The following is an 18,444-nucleotide window of genomic DNA, read 5'->3' as shown; positions in this document are numbered from 1 at the left end:
ATGCTCAAGAAGGTTGTCGCTGCTGCGGCTGCCACCAGTGGTCTCGTGCTCGCCGGTGCGGGCGTGGCCGCTGCGCACTCGGGCGCTCAGGGAGCTGCCGTGGCCTCGCCCGGCGTAGTTTCCGGCAACGTGGTGCAGGTCCCGGTCGAGGTGCCGGTGAACATCTGCGGCAACACGGTCAACGTTGTCGGGCTGCTGAACCCTGCCTTCGGCAACACCTGCGTCAACAAGTGACGTTGTTCCTCAACCCGTAAGGGTGTGGACCAAGGCGGCCCCGGAGTGCGCGCCATGCGCTCCGGGGCCGCCGGGCATTCGGCGCACGGCCGACTCGGCCGTGCGCATTTCCGCTTGGTAGAAGGCAGAAGGAATAGCTATGCGACAGGTCGCCAAGAAGGGCTTGCTCACAGCAGCGGCGGCAAGCGGCGTACTCGCCGTGACCGGCGGCTACGCCGCACACGCGGACTCGGGTGCCCTGGGCACCGCCGCGCACTCCCCGGGCATCGCGTCCGGCAACACCGTCCAGGTCCCGGTGCACGTGCCGGTCAACGCCTGTGGCAACACGGTGAACGTGGTCGGGCTGCTCAACCCCGCCTCGGGCAACAAGTGCGCCAACGTGTCCGGCGGTCACGGCAAGGGCCACGATGACAAGGGCCACGGCCACGACGGCAGCCACGGCAACGGCCATGGCAGCAACGGCCACGGCAACGGTCACGGCGGCGGTGCCGCCGCCGACGGGAAGAGCGTCGGCTCGCCGGGCATCGGGTCCGGCAACGTCGTCCAGGTCCCGGTGCACGTGCCGGTCAACGCGTGCGGGAACAGCGTCGACGTCGTCGGCATCGGCAACCCCGCCATCGGCAACGAGTGCGTCAACCACAGCCATGGCCACGGCCAGCAGGGCCCGGGCCACAAGCCGCCGCACGAGCGGCCCGGTCACCCGGCCCCGCACGAGCCCCCGGCGAAGCACAACCCGCCCGCCGAGAAGCCCGGGCACAAGCCCCCGGCGAAGCACACCCCGTCGGCCGAGAAGCCCGGCCACAAGCCGACCGGTCACGCCAAGCCGCCGACCGAGGTGAAGGCCGCCCACGAGGAGGAGGCCTCCTTCCCGGTGGCCAAGGCCAGCGAGCTCGCGCACACCGGTGCGGGCCAGCTCGGCATCGCCGTCCCGGCCGTGGGACTCCTGCTCGGCGGCGCGGTGCTCTACCGCCGCGCGCGTGCCGCGCAGGGCTGAATCACACCGCTTGATCCCGGACATCATTAGTCCGGGACCGGCAGCCAGGCCGACAGCACGGAGCGGGCCCCGCAGTAGCGGGGCCCGCTCCGTACGCTTTCACCACGTGGCACGCACCTGGCGGATGATCCGACGCCGCAGCCGCACCCTGCGGCTGCCGTCGGGATAAAGACGCAGTCGGTCCAACTCCCAGTGTCCGTACTCGGCATGGTCGGTCAGCAAGCGAGTGGCTGCTCCTCGGGAGACCCCTCGAGGCACATACACATCACAGAATTCGTATTCCGGCATCGCATCTATTGTGCGGGAACGGGCTCGGTGCGGATAGCGTCTGCACTATGTCTGATGCTGCGCAGCCAACCGCTGCCGAGGTACGCGCCGCCGCCGAGGCGGTCAAAGCCGCGCTGGACCGCCACCTCGATGCCGTCGAACACCGGTCGGGGGCGACCGATCCGGCTGTCTACGCCGCGTTCAACGAGCTGGCCGCGACAGCCGAGGCGTACGACGAGCTGTTGTACGACGCCTATGACGAGGTCACCCCCTTCGAGATCCCCGGTGACGACACGCTGCCCGCATACGCCGGGCCCGAGGAGCCCAGCGCGCTCAGCGTGCTGATCCGCAGGGACTACGCGGTGGTCGAACCGCACCGGCTCCTCGCCCAGGCCCGGCGCGTCGCCGACCTCGATCCCGACATCGACGCGCCCCCGGGCGCGCCGGGGAACGCGGCGGACCTCGTCGGCAGCAGCGTCCACGCCGCCCTCGGGGTGCTCTTCGGAGAGTACGAACCGGACGAGATCGCATCCCGGCACAAGGAGTTCGGCCTGGAGGAAGGCGATTCCACCCTGTGGGTGGCGGCGGCCGACGACCCCGCCGAGCCCGGCGAATGGCTGTCCGCCCCCTTCGAGCAGGCCGATCCGCAGCGGGTCATCTGCCGCTTCGACGTCAGCGCGGTCTTCGACGAGGAACTCGACCTCGACGAGGACGGTGACGACGAGGACGGTGACGAGGCTGCCCCGGACGGTGCCGAGGAGCAGGACGGGGACGCGGGGCCCGCGGGCCCCGGGCGCTGAGGGACCGTCCTCATCGAGGTCGGTGACCCCGGGCCGGGGCGGGCGGCCGCCCCGGCCCGGGGTCACCCGTCAGCGCTCACACCTCGGACTGTGGTGCCCGCAGCAGGGACCGCAGTCGGGTGGTCCGCTCCTTCGCCGGGATCTCGGCCACCGCGCGGGGCAGTGCCTGGTCCACACCGTGCACGACCGACAGATGCCGCTCGCCCCGGCTGAACGCGGTGTAGATCCACGACCTCGTCAGCTCCTGGGCGGCGTCGCCGGGCAGCACCACCACGGCCGCCGGCCAGCGCGTACCGGCCGCCTGGTGCGCGGTGACGGCCCAGCCGTGCCGCACGGTCCCGCCCACCCGCTCGGGCGGTACGACGACGGGCGAGCCCGCGCAGTCCAGCCGGAGCCCCGCCGCGTCCGCCGAGACGACCGTGCCGGGGACCATGCGGCCCGGCGCCGGTACGTAGGCGACCCGGTCGCCCGGGTCGAAGCCGCCGAAGCGGCCCGGGCCGGGGTTGAGCCGCTCCTTCAGCGCCGCGTTGAGCGCCCGGGTGCCGACGGCACCGCCGTGGCCCGGCGTGATCACCTGGGTGTGCTCGGCGGGCACGCCGATGGCGCGCGGCACCGAGTCCGCGACGAGCTGCACCGTGCGGTGCACGGCCTCGCCCGCGTCCCGGACCGGGACGATCACGACCTCCTTGCCGGGGGCGTCCACCGTGGTCAGCTCACCGACCCCGATCCCCGACACCAGCTCGCCGATCGGGCCCGTGTCCGGGGTGCGCGAGACGACCGCGGGGCAGGCCCGCGCGGCCACCACGTCCGCGAAGACCCGGCCCGGGCCGGCCGACCACAGCACGCCGGGGTCACCGCTCAGCACCAGGCGGGTGCCGTCCGTCAGCGACTCCACCAGCATCGCCGCCGTCTCCACGTCCAGCTGCGGTGCGTCCAGCACGGCCAGCACATCGAGCGCGAGGGCGCCTTCCGCGTCCCGTCCGGGGCCCTCCTGGCCGGACAGCAGCCCGGCGACGGTGACCGCTTCGAGGTCGCCGAGCGCGACGAGACGCCGCTTGCCGTCCTCGGTGTGTGCGGCGGCGCACGCCCGCAGGCCCAGGGCGCGGGCCGCGACGACGAGGGCGAGGGGCTCCGCGCGGGCCGCCTCGCCACCGCTGTGCGTCACCAGCCCGGAGGCCGCGACGGCACGGATCAGTTCCGCGGCGGAGGGGGAGGGCGCGCCGGCCGCGGCGGCCTCCCAGTCGGGAGCGGCACCGGGGCCCGCGTCGGACGCCGGCGGAGCGTCATCGGTCCCGCTGTCGGTACCGGAGCCGGCTCCGGCCTCCTGCCCGTCATCACCGCCGTCCGTGACCGTCTCGGCGTCCGCCTCGGCTGCCACGGTGGCCTCCGCCGGGTCCGCGCCGAAGGTGCTGATCAGCCGGGCGAGGCCGTCGGCCAGGCTTTCCTCCGCCATCGCGTAGCGGTCCAGCCCCAGCAGCAGGCGGACCGGGACCTCCGGCTCCGAGCCGTCCGGCTCGGGGCGGGCGGCTCCCGGGGTCTCCAGGGCCTCCTGGAACACCAGCACCGAGCCCTCCGCGAGCGCGCTCTGCAGCGCCTCGTCCGGCTCCGGCACCGACTGCTTGCCGAGCGCGGTGCGCAGCACCGACGCCTCCAGCACGGTGTGCCCGGCCAGGGCGGCGCGCTCCAGCAGCCAGCCGACCAGGGCCTGGGCCCGGCGCTCGTCACCCGGACCGCACTCCGGGCCCAGCAGCGCCCGCGCGAAGCCGTCGGCCTGCTCCGGGCGCACGCCCGGGACGGCCAGCAGCTGCCAGGGGTCCTCGCGCAGGGCCTCGGCGGCCTGCTCCCTGAGCACCCCGACCACCTGCTCGGCCAGTGTCTGGGGGGCGCCCCCCGCGGTGAGCACCTGCCGTACGCCGTCGAGTCCCTCGGCGCCGATGTGCGGCGTCGGGCGCGGCGGAGCGGGGGCCGCGGCCGCCGTCGGCGCGGGTGCGGGGGTCCGCTCCGGCCGGGGGGAAGCGCCGCTCCCCGGCACCGGCGCACCGGCGGCACGCCTGCCGCCGGACGGCCCGGTGAAGAACGACGCCGCCGAGCGCTCCCCGCTCTCCACGGCCCGCACCGCGGCCGCCAGCGCCTCCGCGGCGGCGGACCGGCTGCCGCCGTCCGATCCGGGGGCTTCGGCGCCCGGCTCGGACGCCGGTGCCGGTTCCTCCCGCGCGCCGTCCTCGGCCTCGGAGACCTCGCCCTCGGAGCCGTCCGCCCCGGCGTCGCCGCCCGAAGCGGCCCCGGCGTCGTCGGCAGGCGATGCGCCGTCGCCCGGCTCGCCCGGCTCGCTCGCGGCGGCCTCCTCGGGGGAGGGCGCGGGCGCGTCCTCTACGGCGAGGGGGTCGCGGTCGGTACTCACAGCGTGCTCCAGTCCTGATCGGGATAGCGGTGCACGGGCGCCGACACATCGTCGAGCGCCTGGCAGATCTCGTCTGGAAGAGTAAGGCTCTCCACTGACAACGTGGCTCTGAGCTGCGTCGCGTTCCGCGCGCCGACGATCGGGGCGACCACGCCGGGGCGGTCGCGCACCCATGCGAGGGCCACCTGTAAGGGGGTCGTGGCGAGGCCGTGGGCCGCCGTGGTGACCGCGTCGACGACGCGGGTGGCGTCGGCGTCCAGATAGGGCTCGACGAAGGGGGCGAGGTGGTCGGAGGCCCCCCGCGAGTCGGTGGGCGTCCCGTGGCGGTACTTGCCCGTCAGCACGCCCCGGCCGAGCGGCGAGGACGGCAGCAGCCCGATGCCGAGGTCGCGCGCGGCGGGCAGCACCTCGCGCTCGATGCCGCGCTGCAGCAGCGAGTACTCCATCTGCGTGCTGGCCAGCCGGGTCCGTGTGCCCGGTCCGGCGAGCTGCCAGGTGGCGGCCTTGGCGAGCTGCCAGCCGCAGAAGTTGGACACCCCGGCATAGCGCGCCCGGCCACTGCCGACCGCTATGTCGAGCGCCTGCAGCGTCTCCTCGATCGGTGTGTGGGGGTCGAAGGCGTGGATCTGCCACACGTCGACGTAGTCCGTGCCCAGCCGCGTCAGCGAGGCGTCGAGCGCCGAGAGCAGATGGCCCCGCGAGCCGTCGAAGCGCCGGTCGGGGTCCGGGACGCTGCCCGCCTTGGTCGCGACGACCAGATCGCGGCGCGGCACCAGGTCCTCCATCAGCCGGCCGAGGAGGTACTCCGCGCCGCCGTCCGCGTAGACGTCGGCGGTGTCGACGAGGGTGCCACCGGCCTCCCAGAACACCTTGAGCTGCTCGGCGGCGTCGAGTTCGCCGGTGTCCCGGGCCCAGGTGAGGGTGCCGAGCCCGATCCGCGATACCCGTAGTCCCGTGCGGCCGAGATGCCTTAGCTCCATGAGGGCTGAGGTTACTGGCCGTGGCCGAGGCCGTGGCCGCCTGTGGACAACGTGCCGATGACGTACCCCAGGTCGGCGCGCTACAGTCCCCGGAACAACGACGTTACTGATCGGTAAGGGGAGCCCGCATGGGTCGGATGAGGCTCGGAATCAACCTCGGCTACTGGGGAGCCGGGATGGACGCGGACAACCTCGCGGTCGCCCGCGAGGCCGACCGGCTGGGCTACGCGGTCTGCTGGGCGGCCGAGGCGTACGGCTCCGACGCGCCCACCGTGCTCTCCTGGGTCGCGGCGCAGACCGAGCGGATCGACGTCGGTTCGGCGATCTTCCAGATCCCGGCCCGTACGCCCACGATGACGGCCATGACGGCCGCGACCCTCGACTCGCTCTCCGGCGGCCGGTTCCGCCTCGGCCTCGGCGTCTCCGGCCCGCAGGTCTCCGAGGGCTGGTACGGCGTGAAGTTCGACAAGCCGCTCGCCCGCACCCGCGAGTACGTCGAGATCATCCGCAAGGCCATGTCCCGCGAGCGCGTCGCCCACGACGGCGAGCACTGGACGCTGCCCCTGCCCGGTGGGCCCGGCAAGCCCATCAAGCTCACCGTTCACCCGGTGCGCGAACAGATCCCGCTCTACATCGCGGCCATCGGCCCGAAGAACCTCGAGCAGACCGGCGAGATCGCCGACGGTGCCCTCGTCGTCTTCTTCGCCCCCGAGCACGCCGAGGAGACCACCCTGGGCGCCCTGCGGGCCGGCCGCGCCAAGGTGGGCAAGGACCTCGACGGCTTCGACCTCGTGCCGACCGTGCCCATGGCCGTCGGCGACGACGTGAACGCCCTCGCGGACCTCTTCCGCCCGTACACCGCCCTCTACGTCGGCGGCATGGGCAGCGCCAAGCAGAACTTCTACAACAAGCTCGCCCAGCGCATGGGGTACGAGAAGGCGGCCGCCGAGATCCAGGAGAAGTACCTCTCCGGGGACAAGGCGGGCGCCGCGGCCGCGGTGCCGCGCGAGCTGATCGACTCCACCACCCTGCTCGGCCCGGTGGAGCGCGTCGCCGACCGGATGCAGGCCTACGCGGAGGCCGGGGTCACCACCCTGTCGCTGGCCCCCGCCGGATTCACCCTGGACGAGCGGATCGCGAGCCTGCGGGCCGGCGTCGACGCCCTGGAGCGGGCCGGCCTCGCCTAGGCCTGTCCGGCGGATCCTCGGGTGCACCTCCGGTGCGCGGAGGCGTCCTCAATCGCCGGACGGGCTCGAATAAGCCTGTCCGGCGATTGAGGACACGCCCGCAGGGCGCCCGCCGCCGCAGGCGGCAAGAAGGTGCAAGCAGCAGTCCGCAGGACGACCGCGGCCGTGGTGGGGGCTCGGGGTGCCTTCCCCGCCACGGCCGTCACCGAGGACAACGCCCCGTACGGCCCCGTGGTTACGCGCCGCGGCCCCCCTTCGTCCTCCCGCCGCCGTCCGGCATTCGGCCGAGTGCACGGCCCCAGCGTTTGCCGCCTCCCGCCCATGGCACTTGACTTTGCCTTCGGGACGTCGTGCACGGAGGTGGCAGTCATGCTCTCGGCCAGAAACGTGTTCCAGGAGATCCTCGACAACGACGAGTCGTACCAGCTCTTCTGCTCCATCGCCGCCAGCGGCGAAACGCAGGGGGGCTGGGAGAACGGCCGGATCGCCGCGCTGGTGCCACCGGAACAGCAGGCGCTCGCGCCAAAGATCGCCCGGCACGGTGCGGACGAGGACAAGCACGGCCGGATCTTCCTGGCTTTGCTGCGCAAACGGGGGCTGCAGCCGGTCGCCGTCCCACCGGAGACCGACTACACGGCCATCCTCGAACGCCAGGGCATCGGTCTTCCCCATGCCAAGCTGCGCGCCGAGACCCCCCTCACCGAGCGGGACATCGTCACCTACCTCGCGCACAGCCGGGTCACCGAGCAGCGCGCCTCCGACCAGATGGACATGCTCACCAAGCACTTCGGCGAGCACCCCGAGGTCGGCAGGGCGATCAAGATGATCTGCCACGACGAGGCCAACCACCTCGCCTACTGCCACGAGGAGCTGCTGCGGCTCGCCGCCGCGGGACACGGCCGGACGATCCAGGCGGTCCTCCGGGAGAGCGCCCTCGCCGAGATCGTGGTCTACCGGGACGTCAGCCTCGCGGTGATGGGCCACATGGGCCGCATCCTGCGGTGGCCGAAGGCCAAGTCCGCGTCGCTCACGGCGGGCATCCGCGCCATGTACGGGTACGAGCGGCTCGGCGGCTGGCGGCGGATGGTCGGCCTGCGGCCGCCCGGCCGCCTCGACGCGCTGGGCGGCCCCGCCGACCCCGCCCCCGAGTTCGCCTGACCCACCGCGGCCCGCCCCACGGGCACCGCGCCCTCAGAGCCAGCCACGCCGCTTGAAGAGCCGGTGCAGCAGGACCTCCAGCACGGCCAACAGGGCCAGCACCGCGGGATATCCCCAGGGCTGGTGGAGCTCCGGCATGTGGTCGAAGTTCATCCCGTACACCCCGGCGATCATCGTCGGGAGGGCCGCCATGGCCGCCCATGCCGAGATCTTGCGCATGTCGTCGTTCTGCTGGACGCCGGTCTGCGCGAGATGGGCCGACAGGATGTCCGAAAGCAGGCGGTCCAGGCCCTCCGCGGACTCGTTGGCCCGGGTCAGGTGATCACTCACATCGCGGAAGAACGGCTGGGATCCGCTGTCCACGAACGGCAGCCGCGCCTCCGCGAGCCGGGTCATCGGCTCGGCCAGCGGGACCGTCGCCCGCCGGAACTCCACGACCTGCCGCTTGAAGGCGTAGATCCGCGAGGCGGTGTTCCTGTTGTCCCCGCCGACCGGCGCGAACACCTCGGCCTCCAGCTCCTCCAGGTCCACCTGGAGCGCCGCCGCCACGTCGATGTAGTGGTCCACGACCGCGTCGCTCACCGCGTACATCACCGCCGTCGGGCCGTGCTTGAGCACCTCCGGCTCGTGTTCCAGCCGCTGCCGCACGCGCGCGAGCGGGCTCTCCTCACCGTGCCGGACCGAGACGACGAAGCAGTCGCCGACGAACAGCATCAGCTCACCGGTGGTGACCGTGCCCGCCGCGTCGTCGTAGGTGGTGGGCTTGAGCACCATGAACAGCGAGTCGTCGTACACCTCCAGCTTCGGCCGCTGGTGCGCGTTGAGCGCGTCCTCGACGGCCAGCGGGTGCAGCCCGAACTCGTTCGTCACCAGGTCGAACTCGTCCTCCGTGGGCTCGTACAGCCCGACCCACACGAAGGAGTGCCCCTTGGCGCGCGCCTCCTCCAGCGCGTCCGAGAGGTCGGCGGGGCCCTCCGTGCGGCGGCCGTCCCGGTAAATGCCGACGTCGACGATCACGACAGGCATTCTTCCGCCAATCCGCCCGCAGCGCACCGGCTGGACGCGTGGGGACGGACGTAGGGTGGTCGTCATGCCCACGCTGATCCTGCTCCGGCACGGCCGGTCCACCGCCAACACCGGCGGAGTGCTCGCCGGGTGGACCCCCGGGGTCGCCCTCGACGAGCGGGGCGCCGCCCAGGCGGCCGCCCTCCCCGCCCGGCTCCGGGCCGTGCCGCTCGCAGCCGCCGTCACCAGCCCGCTCCAGCGCTGCCAGGAGACCCTGGCGCCGCTGCTCGCCGCGCGGCCGGAGCTGCCGTCGCACACCGACGAGCGGATCGGCGAATGCCACTACGGCGACTGGTCGGGCCGCAAGCTCGCCGAGCTGCACGAGGAGCCGCTGATGGCCGTCGTGCAGCAGCACCCCTCCGCCGCCGCCTTCCCCGGCGGGGAGTCCGTACGCGCCATGCAGGCCCGGGCGCTGGACGCGGTCCGCGACTGGAACGAGCGGATCGAGCGGGAACACGGCCCGGACGCCGTCTACCTCATGTGCACGCACGGCGACATCATCAAGGCGCTCGTCGCCGACGCCCTCGGCCTCCACCTCGACCTCTTCCAGCGGATCGCCGTCGACCCCTGCTCGGTCACGGCCATCCGTCACACCCGGCTGCGCCCCTACCTCGCGCGTCTCGGCGACACCGGTGACCTGGCCGATCTCGCCCCCAGCGGGCAGCCGCCCGCGGAGCGCGAGGGGGACGCGGCCGTCGGGGGTGGTGCGGGAGCACCGTGATCGTCGTGCGCAGTAGGGTGGTGAGGCGGGGGCGCCCGCCTCGCTGCCGGTGATCACCTCGCCGGAGCAGGCCATATCGGCCCGCACAGACCCGCACAGCCACTCCGACCACCCGAACCAAATGGAGCAGGACGTTGTCCCGTCAGGTGTTCCTCTATGACCCGCCGGACCGATTCGTCGCCGGCACGGTCGGGCTGCCGGGCCGCCGCATTTTCTTCCTCCAGGCCTCGGCGGCCGGCCGGACCACCAGCGTCGTGCTGGAGAAGACCCAGGTCGAGGCGCTCGCCGAGCGCATCGACGAGCTGCTGGACGAGGTGGTCAGGCGCACCGGCGGCAATGCCCCGGTGCCGGCCGTGGCCCCCGCCGAACTCGCCGACACCGCCCCCCTGGACACCCCCGTCGAGGAGGAGTTCCGGGTCGGCACCATGGCGCTGGCCTGGGACGGCGAGCACGAGCGGATGGTGGTGGAGGCGCAGGCCCTCGTCGAGCTGGCGGCGGACACCGAGGAAGACCTCGCCGAAGCCGAGGAGCGGTTGCTCAAGGACGAGGCGAACGGGCCGCCGATGCTGCGCGTGCGGCTGACCGGCACCATGGCCCGCGCGTTCGCCAAGCGCGCCCTCGAAGTGGTCAACGCCGGCCGCCCGCCGTGCCCGCTGTGCAGCCTGCCGCTCGACCCGGAGGGACACGTATGCCCGCGCCAGAACGGATACCGCCGCGGAGCGTGACCCCGCACGAGCTGCTGGCCCTGGGCGAGCTGACGGTGCGCGGCCGGGTCCGGGAGGCGTCCAACGCGGTCCTGTACTGCACGGTCGCCCACGAGGGCGTCAGCGCCGCCTGCGTCTACAAGCCGGTCGCCGGGGAGCGCCCGCTGTGGGACTTCCCCGACGGGACGCTGGCGCAGCGCGAGGTGGCGGCGTACGAACTCTCCGAGGCCATGGGCTGGGGCCTGATCCCGCCGACGGTGCTGCGCGACGGCCCGTACGGCGAGGGCATGTGCCAGCTGTGGATCGAGGGCCCGGACGAGGAACAGGCCGCCGGCGCGGAGCTGCTGGCGCTGGTCGAGGGCGAGGAGCCGGGGCCGGGCTGGAAGGCCGTCGGCTTCGCGGAGGTGGGGGAGGACCGCACCGCGCTGCTGGTGCACGCCGACGACGTGCGGCTGCGGCGGCTGGCCGTGCTCGACGCGGTGATCAACAACGGTGACCGCAAGGGCGGCCATCTGCTGCCCGCGGCCGACGGACGGCTGTACGCGATCGACCACGGCGTGACCTTCAACGCCGACGACAAGCTGCGCACCCTGCTGTGGGGCTGGGCCGGCGAGCCGCTGACCGAGGAGGCCCTGGAGGCCCTACGGCGACTTTCGGCCGATCTGGCCGAGGGGTGCCCGCTCGCCGCCCGACTGGCCGAGCTGATCACACCCGTCGAGATCGAGGCGTTGCGCGAACGTGTCGCGGATCTCCTGCGGACCGGACGGCACCGCGAACCCAGTGGTCAGTGGCCCGCCATCCCCTGGCCGCCGGTCTGACACGGCCTGTTGGAACAGATTGGCCGAGGACGCGCAAGAGTGCGTCTTCGGCCAAGAGCCGAGTCCGGTTCGTATCCGGAACATGCGTCCGGTTAGGCTTCAGGACATGCATGCCTGGCCCGCTTCTGAGGTACCCGCCCTGTCTGGCAGTGGCCGCGACCTCCGGATCCACGACACCGCGACCGGCGAGCGAGTGACCCTCGCCCCCGGTCCCGTCGCCCGTATCTATGTCTGCGGCATCACGCCGTACGACGCCACCCACATGGGGCACGCGGCGACCTACAACGCGTTCGACCTCGTGCAGCGCGTGTGGCTCGACACCAAGCGGCAGGTCCACTACGTCCAGAACGTCACCGACGTCGACGACCCGCTGCTCGAGCGGGCCCTCGCCAACGGCGACGACTGGACCGCGCTCGCCGAGCGCGAGACCGCCCTCTTCCGCGAGGACATGACCGCGCTGCGGATGCTTCCGCCGCGGCACTACGTGGGCGCCGTGGAGTCGATACCGAAGATCGTCCCCCTGGTGGAGCGGCTGCGCGACGCCGGAGCCGCCTACGAGCTCGAGGGCGACGTCTACTTCTCCGTCGAGTCCGACAGCCACTTCGGCGAGGTCTCCGGCCTCGACGCGGAGGCGATGCGCCTGCTGTCCGCCGAGCGCGGCGGCGACCCGGACCGCCCCGGCAAGAAGAACCCCCTCGACCCCATGCTGTGGATGGCCGCCCGCCCGGGCGAGCCCAGCTGGGACGGCGCCTCCCTCGGCCCCGGCCGCCCGGGCTGGCACATCGAGTGCGTCGCGATCGCCCTCGAGCACTTCGGCATGGGCTTCGACGTGCAGGGCGGCGGCAGCGACCTCGTCTTCCCGCACCACGAGATGGGCGCCTCGCACGCCCAGGCGCTCACCGGTGAGCACCCGTTCGCCAAGACGTACGTCCACGCGGGCATGGTCGCCCTGGACGGCCAGAAGATGTCCAAGTCCAAGGGCAACCTGGTCTTCGTCTCCCGGCTGCGCCGCGACGGCGTCGACCCCGCCGCCATCCGGCTCGCCCTGCTCGCCCACCACTACCGGGCCGACTGGGAGTGGACCGACGCCGTCCTGACCGAGGCCGTCGAGCGCCTCGGCCGCTGGCGCGCGGCCGTCTCGCGCCCGGACGGACCGTCCGCCGACGCCCTGGTCGAGGAGATCCGCGACGCCCTCGCGGACGACCTCGACGCCCCCACCGCGCTCGCCGCGGTCGACCGCTGGGCCGCCGCCCAGGCCGCCGACGGCGGTACGGACGAGGGCGCGCCCGGCGTCGTCTCCCGGGCCGTCGACGCACTGCTCGGCGTGGCCCTGTGACGGGCTGACGCCCGCACGACCCCAAGGAGGGCGCTCCCCGGCTCGAACAGCCGGGGAGCGCCCTCCTTCGTTGGTGAAAGGCGGCGTGTGCGGCGGGCCGCCGGAGGCGCCGGTGTGCTGAGGTGAGGAGCTCGGTTCGTCCCCGTCCACCCTCTGCTCGACGGAAGGCGCACACCATGGAAGCCTCCCTCGCCCGCCGAAGACTCCTCGGCGGCCTCCTGGGCGCCGGCGCCGCCCTCGGCGTCGGCGCGGTCGCCGGGCCGCTCGGCCCCCCGGCCCATGCGGCCCCCCGGCCGGCTCCCCGCCCGGTGGCGGACTGGCCCACCGAATTCCCGCTGCCCGACGGCTTCCGGCCCGAGGGCATCGCCATCGGCCCCGGCCCGTACGCCTGGTTCGGCTCGCTCGGCGGCGGTTCGCTCTACCGCGCGAGCCTGGCCACCGGCCGCGGCAGGACCGTCCCCACCGGCACCGACGCCCCGACCGTCGGCCTCAAGACCGACGAGCGCGGCCGGATCTTCATCGCGGGCGGGGCCTCACGACAGCTCCGCGTCGTCGACGGCCGCACCGGCAGGATCCTCGCCGCCTACGACGTGGGCACCCCCGCGACCTTGGTCAACGACGTGGTGCTCACCCCACGGGCCGCCTGGTTCACCGACTCCACCCAGGCCCGCGTCCACGGTCTGCCGCTCGGCCCGCGCGGCGAACTGCCGCGCCCCCGCGACGTGATCAGCCTCCGTCTGAAGGGCGAGTGGGTCGAGGCCCCCGACGACGGCTTCACCTCGAACGGCATCGCCCGGACCCCCGACGGACGGGCCCTGCTGGTCATCAACGTCCACGCGGCCGGCGGCAGCCTCTTCCGCGTCGACCCCCGCACCGGGGACGCGCGCCGCGTCGACCTGGGGGGCAAGAAACTCCCCGACGGTGACGGCGCGCTGCTGCTCGGCCGCACCCTCTACGTCGTCCAGCAGTTCCAGAACGCCGTCGACGTACTGCGCCTGGACCGCGGCGGTCTGCGGGGCAGGGCGGTCGGCCGGATCACCGACCCCCGCTTCAGGATCCCGACGACGGTGGCCGCCCACCGCGACCGGCTGTACCTGCCCAACTCCCGCTTCGACGTGGAGCCGACGCCCACGACGACCTACACGGCCGTCGCCGTGCCGCGCCGCTGAGACGGCGGCGCCCGGGGCGCCCGCGCCGTTCGCGGTCGTCCCGGGCGCTCCCGCGTCACCGGTCTTCGGAGGGTCGCTCAGTCCTCGCCGTCCGGCCCCTCGGGGGCCGGTCCGGGGCCGGTGTCCTCGTCGGACGCCGGCGGCTGCGACTCGTCCTTGGGCTGCGGCTTCGGCGGCCGCGTACGGCCGCTGGAGGTGTCGCGGAGGTACGAGGAGTCCCGGCCGTCGGCGACCGGGGGGTCGGCCGCGAGGCCGCCCGGCTGGCCCGGTCCGGGCTGGCCGTCGCGGCGCCGCAGATAGCGCTCGAACTCCCGGGCGATGGCCTCGCCGGAGGCCTCCGGCAGCTCGGCGGTGTCCCGCGCCTCCTCCAGCGACTGGACGTACTCCGCGACCTCGCTGTCCTCCGCCGCCAGCTGGTCCACGCCCAGCTGCCAGGCCCGCGCGTCCTCCGGCAGGTCGCCGAGCGGGATACGCAGGTTGGCCAGGTCCTCCAGGCGGTTGAGGAGCGCCAGGGTCGCCTTCGGGTTCGGCGGCTGCGAGACGTAGTGCGGCACGGCCGCCCACAGGCTCACCGTCGGGATGCCCGCGTGGGTGCACGCCTCCTGGAGAATGCCGACGATGCCGGTCGGGCCCTCGTAGCGGGACTCCTCCAGATCCATGGTGCGCGCCAGGTCCGGGTCGGAGGTGACACCGCTGACCGGCACGGGCCGGGTGTGCGGGGTGTCACCGAGCAGCGAGCCCAGGATCACGACCATCTCCACCCCCAACTCGTGGGCGAAGCCGAGGATCTCGTTGCAGAACGAGCGCCAGCGCATGCTCGGCTCGATGCCCCGGACCAGGACCAGATCGCGCGGTGTCGCCCCGCCCGTGCGCACCACGGAGAGCCGGGTGGTCGGCCAGGTGACCTTGCGGACCCCGCCGTCCAGCCACACCGTGGGCCGGTTGACCTGGAAGTCGTAGTAGTCCTCGGCGTCGAGCGCCCCGAAGACCTCGCCCTTCCACTCGCGGTCGAGGTGCGCGACCGCGCTGGAGGCGGCGTCCCCGGCGTCGTTCCACCCCTCGAAGGCACAGATCATGACCGGGTCGATCAGCTCGGGAACCCCCTCAAGCTCGATCACCCAGCGCCTCCTTCCGACCGGGGCGGAACGGGGGTCCGTGCCACCGCCGGTTGCAGTTCCGTGCAGTTCTGTCGCGTGTCGTGGGCCCGCCGGTCGCCCGTCGCCGGCCCGCTCCCCGCGTGCGACCTTAAGCCTACGGCTTCCGCGTCCCGCGGTCGCGGCCCCGGTACGACGGGACCCACCGGTCCGGCCGGTCCCGGGGAGCACCGGCGGGACACGCGTCGAGGGGAGAGACGCGCGTCTCTCCCCTCGACGGGTGATGCCATGCCGCCGGCGGGCCGGCGGCGGCCGGGTGTCAGCCCTTGTCGCCCAGCATGCCCTTGACCTTGGCGCGGACGTCCTCGGAGTCCAGGCCGCGGATCGTCAGGGTCGTGCGGCGGCGCAGCACGTCGTCGACCGTCTCGGCCCACTCGTGGTCACGGGCGTAGACGACCTGCGCCCAGATCTCGGGGCCGTCGGGGTGGATGCGCTCGGCCAGCTCCGGGTTCTCGTTCGCCAGGCGCGCGATGTCGAAGGACAGCGAGCCGTAGTGCGAGGCGAGGTGACGGGCGGTCAGCGGGTCCATCCGGCTGCCGGGCTCGCGGTCCACCAGCAGTCGGTGGGCCACCGCGTTGGGGTTGGAGACACCGGGCAGCGGGGTCCGGCGGACCAGGCTGGAGATGGGCTCCATCTCCTCGGTCAGCGGGCTGCCGGGGAGCTTGGCGAGCTTGCTCATGACCGTACGGCCGATGTGGCGGTAGGTCGTCCACTTGCCGCCGGCGACGGACAGCATGCCGCCCTTGCCCTCGGAGACGACCGTCTCGCGCTTGGCCTGGGCCACGTCGCCGGGGCCGCCCGGCAGCACGCGCAGACCGGCGAAGGCGTACGTCATCAGGTCGCGGTCGAGGTCCGCGTCCTGGATGGAGAACGCCGCCTCGTCGAGGATCTGCTGGATGTCCTCCTCGGTGGCGCGGACGTCGGCGGGGTCGCCCTCGTACGCGGTGTCGGTGGTGCCGAGGAGCAGCTGGTCCTCCCACGGGAGGGCGAAGGTGATGCGGTACTTGTCGATCGGGGTGGCCATGGCGGCCTTCCACGGCGACTTGCGCTTCATCACGATGTGCGCGCCCTTGGAGAGGCGGATGGAGGGGGCCGCGCCCTTGTCCTCCATCGTGCGCAGGTGGTCGACCCAGGGGCCGGTGGCGTTGAGCACGACGCGGGCGTTGACGCCGAACTCGGCGCCGTCGGTGCGGTCCTTGAGCTCCGCGCCGGTCACCTTGCCGTGCGTGAAGCGCAGACCGGTCACCTCGGCGTGGTTGAGGACCACGGCACCGGACTCGACGGCCGCGCGGACCGTCATGACGGCCACGCGCGAGTCGTTCATCTGGTGGTCGTAGTAGACCGCGACGGCCTTGAGGTTGTCCGTGCGCAGACCCGGGTTGGCGGCCTGGGCCTTCGCCGGGGAGATGACCTTGCCGACGCCGTCGCCGAAGGCGGACAGCGCGGAGTAGGCGAAGACACCGGCGCCCAGCTTGGCGGCGCCGACCGGGCCGCCCTTGTAGACCGGCAGGTAGAAGGTGAGCGGGTTGACCAGGTGCGGGGCCACGTCCTTGGCCAGCACCCGACGCTCGTGGTGGTTCTCCGCCACCAGCTTGACCGCGCCGGTCTGCAGGTAGCGCAGACCGCCGTGGACGAGCTTGGAGGAGGCGGAGGAGGTGGCGCCGGCGAAGTCGCCGGCGTCCACCATCGCGACCCGCAGCCCGGACTGCGCGGCGTGCCAGGCCACCGAGGTGCCCAGGATGCCGCCACCGATCACCAGGAGGTCGTATGTCGCGTTCGACAGTCGGTCCCGGGTCTCGGCGCGGCTCGGGTTGGCACCGGCAGCCGGGTGCGTTCCCAGGGTCGGAACGCTCTGCGGGGTTGTCATGATTACTCCTCGTCCTCGATCCAGCCCATGGTCCGCTCGACGGCCTTGAGCCAGCTCTTGTACTCGCGGTCACGCGTGTCCGCATCCATGCGGGGGGTCCACTCGGCGGCCCGGCGCCAGTTGGCGCGAAGGGCGTCGGTGTCCGGCCAGAAGCCGACGGCGAGGCCGGCGGCGTAGGCAGCGCCGAGGCAGGTGGTCTCGGCGACCATCGGGCGCACCACGGGTGCGTCCAGGAAGTCCGAGAGGGTCTGCATCAGCAAGTTGTTGGAGGTCATGCCGCCGTCGACCTTGAGCGCGGTCAGCTCGACGCCGGAGTCCTTCGTCATGGCGTCGGTGATCTCGCGGGTCTGCCAGGCGGTGGCCTCGAGCACGGCGCGGGCGATGTGCGCCTTGGTGACGTAGCGGGTCAGACCCGCGATGACGCCACGCGCGTCGGAGCGCCAGTAGGGGGCGAAGAGGCCGGAGAAGGCCGGCACGAAGTACGCGCCGCCGTTGTCCTCGACGGAGCTGGCGAGCGTCTCGATCTCGGCCGCGCTCTTGATCAGGCCCATCTGGTCGCGCATCCACTGCACGAGGGAGCCGGTGACGGCGATGGAGCCCTCGAGGGCGTAAACCGGCTTCTCGTCACCGATGCGGTAACCGACGGTCGTCAGCAGGCCGTTGTAGGAGTTGACGGGCTCGTCGCCGGTGTTCATCAGCATGAACGTGCCGGTGCCGTACGTCGACTTGGCCTCGCCCTCGGAGAAGCAGGTCTGGCCGAACAGGGCCGCCTGCTGGTCGCCGAGCGCGGAGGCGACGGCCACGCCGTCCAGCGCGCCGCCCTTGGCGGTGCCGTAGACCTCGGCGGAGGAGCGGATCTCCGGCAGCACCGCGACGGGGATCTCCATCGACTCCGCGATGCGCTCGTCCCAGGCGAGGCTGCGCAGGTTCATCAGCATCGTGCGGGAGGCGTTGGTGACGTCGGTGACGTGCACGCCGCCGTCGACACCACCGGTGAGGTTCCAGATGACCCAGGAGTCCATGGTGCCGAAGAGGATGTCGCCGCGCTCGGCGCGCTCGCGCAGGCCCTCGACGTTGTCCAGCAGCCAGCGGACCTTCGGGCCGGAGAAGTAGCTCGCCAGCGGCAGGCCGGTCTCGCGGCGGAAGCGGTCCTGGCCGACGTTGCGGCCGAGCTCCTTGCAGAGCGCGTCGGTGCGGGTGTCCTGCCAGACGATCGCGTTGTGGACCGGCTCGCCGGTGTTCTTGTCCCACAGCAGCGTGGTCTCACGCTGGTTGGTGATGCCGATCGCCTTGACGTCGGCGGAGGTGATGCCCGCCTTCTCGATCGCGCCGGCGACGACCTGCTGGACGTTGGCCCAGATCTCGGTGGCGTCGTGCTCGACCCAGCCCGGCTTCGGGAAGATCTGCTCGTGTTCCTTCTGGTCGACGGAGACGATGCGGCCGTCCCGGTCGAAGACGATGCAGCGGGACGAGGTGGTGCCCTGGTCGATCGCGGCGATGAACGGACCCGTGCCGTGGGAGCCGGTCGTGGTGTTCGCGTCGGTCATGGTGTGTGCTCCTGGAAAAGTCTGAAGGTCTCGGCGGCGGTG

17 protein-coding genes are annotated in these 18,444 nt (G+C 73.0%); 10 read left to right on the top strand and 7 right to left on the bottom strand.

Annotated features, from left to right (window positions below; all coding sequences use genetic code 11):
* Positions 1-234 carry a chaplin gene (locus FHS38_RS13115; RefSeq protein WP_184733692.1) on the top strand — a complete coding sequence of 78 codons (234 nt, stop codon included), beginning with the start codon at positions 1-3 and terminating at the stop codon, positions 232-234.
* A 139-nt stretch (positions 235-373) separates the two neighbouring features.
* Positions 374-1,228, top strand: coding sequence for a chaplin (locus tag FHS38_RS36050; protein ID WP_184733691.1), 855 nt, complete (start codon positions 374-376; stop codon positions 1,226-1,228).
* 99 nt (positions 1,229-1,327) lie between these two features.
* Here the strand turns inward: FHS38_RS36050 and FHS38_RS13105 are convergent, their stop codons facing one another.
* The gene (locus FHS38_RS13105; protein WP_106678739.1) at positions 1,328-1,516 is read right to left on the bottom strand and encodes a DUF5703 family protein; all 189 of its coding nucleotides are present in this window, start codon (positions 1,514-1,516) and stop codon (positions 1,328-1,330) included.
* A 47-nt stretch (positions 1,517-1,563) separates the two neighbouring features.
* Here FHS38_RS13105 and FHS38_RS13100 point away from each other — a divergent pair, with 47 nt between their 5' ends.
* Positions 1,564-2,295, top strand: a complete 732-nt coding sequence (locus FHS38_RS13100; protein WP_184733690.1) for a hypothetical protein — start codon at positions 1,564-1,566, stop codon at positions 2,293-2,295.
* A 76-nt stretch (positions 2,296-2,371) separates the two neighbouring features.
* Here the strand turns inward: FHS38_RS13100 and FHS38_RS13095 are convergent, their stop codons facing one another.
* Together FHS38_RS13095 and FHS38_RS13090 are read right to left on the bottom strand one after the other, a co-directional pair.
* Complete coding sequence (locus tag FHS38_RS13095) at positions 2,372-4,696, bottom strand: helix-hairpin-helix domain-containing protein (protein ID WP_229822416.1); 2,325 nt, start codon at positions 4,694-4,696, stop codon at positions 2,372-2,374.
* Complete coding sequence (locus FHS38_RS13090) at positions 4,693-5,676, bottom strand: aldo/keto reductase (RefSeq protein ID WP_184733689.1); 984 nt, start codon at positions 5,674-5,676, stop codon at positions 4,693-4,695. The genes FHS38_RS13095 and FHS38_RS13090 overlap by 4 nt, the downstream gene beginning before the upstream one ends.
* A gap of 137 nt (positions 5,677-5,813) precedes the next feature.
* Here FHS38_RS13090 and FHS38_RS13085 point away from each other — a divergent pair, with 137 nt between their 5' ends.
* Both FHS38_RS13085 and FHS38_RS13080 read left to right on the top strand, forming a co-directional pair.
* A complete protein-coding gene (locus FHS38_RS13085; protein WP_184733786.1) occupies positions 5,814-6,863 on the top strand; it encodes an LLM class F420-dependent oxidoreductase in 1,050 nt (349 codons plus the stop codon).
* A 369-nt stretch (positions 6,864-7,232) separates the two neighbouring features.
* Positions 7,233-8,021 (top strand): ferritin-like domain-containing protein, encoded by a 789-nt coding sequence (locus tag FHS38_RS13080; protein WP_184733688.1) that lies wholly within the window; start codon positions 7,233-7,235, stop codon positions 8,019-8,021.
* 33 nt (positions 8,022-8,054) lie between these two features.
* On the opposite strand, the gene corA is transcribed toward FHS38_RS13080, so the two are convergent.
* Positions 8,055-9,047 (bottom strand): magnesium/cobalt transporter CorA, encoded by a 993-nt coding sequence (gene corA / locus FHS38_RS13075; RefSeq protein WP_184733687.1) that lies wholly within the window; start codon positions 9,045-9,047, stop codon positions 8,055-8,057.
* Between the two features lie 64 nt (positions 9,048-9,111).
* Between corA and FHS38_RS13070 the strand changes: the two genes are divergently transcribed.
* From FHS38_RS13070 to FHS38_RS13050, 5 genes are all read left to right on the top strand, one after another.
* The gene (locus tag FHS38_RS13070) at positions 9,112-9,807 is read left to right on the top strand and encodes a histidine phosphatase family protein (protein ID WP_184733686.1); all 696 of its coding nucleotides are present in this window, start codon (positions 9,112-9,114) and stop codon (positions 9,805-9,807) included.
* Between the two features lie 134 nt (positions 9,808-9,941).
* Positions 9,942-10,532 carry an Rv2134c family protein gene (locus FHS38_RS13065; protein WP_184733685.1) on the top strand — a complete coding sequence of 197 codons (591 nt, stop codon included), beginning with the start codon at positions 9,942-9,944 and terminating at the stop codon, positions 10,530-10,532.
* Positions 10,496-11,329 carry an Rv2133c family protein gene (locus tag FHS38_RS13060; RefSeq protein ID WP_184733684.1) on the top strand — a complete coding sequence of 278 codons (834 nt, stop codon included), beginning with the start codon at positions 10,496-10,498 and terminating at the stop codon, positions 11,327-11,329. The genes FHS38_RS13065 and FHS38_RS13060 overlap by 37 nt, the downstream gene beginning before the upstream one ends.
* A gap of 106 nt (positions 11,330-11,435) precedes the next feature.
* Complete coding sequence (mshC, locus tag FHS38_RS13055; protein ID WP_184733683.1) at positions 11,436-12,665, top strand: cysteine--1-D-myo-inosityl 2-amino-2-deoxy-alpha-D-glucopyranoside ligase; 1,230 nt, start codon at positions 11,436-11,438, stop codon at positions 12,663-12,665.
* 176 nt (positions 12,666-12,841) lie between these two features.
* Positions 12,842-13,834: an SMP-30/gluconolactonase/LRE family protein gene (locus FHS38_RS13050; RefSeq protein ID WP_184733682.1), complete on the top strand. Its 993-nt coding sequence runs from the start codon at positions 12,842-12,844 to the stop codon at positions 13,832-13,834.
* A gap of 77 nt (positions 13,835-13,911) precedes the next feature.
* Here FHS38_RS13050 and FHS38_RS13045 read toward each other — a convergent pair whose 3' ends face one another.
* The 3 genes from FHS38_RS13045 to glpK form a co-directional block, all read right to left on the bottom strand.
* Positions 13,912-14,952: a PAC2 family protein gene (locus tag FHS38_RS13045; protein ID WP_229822415.1), complete on the bottom strand. Its 1,041-nt coding sequence runs from the start codon at positions 14,950-14,952 to the stop codon at positions 13,912-13,914.
* Positions 14,953-15,247: 295 nt separating this feature from the next.
* Positions 15,248-16,855 carry a glycerol-3-phosphate dehydrogenase/oxidase gene (locus FHS38_RS13040; RefSeq protein ID WP_184733681.1) on the bottom strand — a complete coding sequence of 536 codons (1,608 nt, stop codon included), beginning with the start codon at positions 16,853-16,855 and terminating at the stop codon, positions 15,248-15,250.
* Between the two features lie 2 nt (positions 16,856-16,857).
* Entirely contained in the window at positions 16,858-18,402 is a 1,545-nt protein-coding gene (gene glpK / locus FHS38_RS13035) for a glycerol kinase GlpK (protein ID WP_184733680.1), read from the bottom strand.
* Positions 18,403-18,444 lie beyond the last annotated feature (42 nt).

The organism is Streptomyces netropsis (assembly GCF_014203545.1).
In the GTDB taxonomy this organism is placed as follows: Bacteria; Actinomycetota; Actinomycetes; order Streptomycetales; family Streptomycetaceae; genus Streptomyces; species Streptomyces netropsis.
This window is presented reverse-complemented; position numbering and strand designations above follow the sequence as displayed.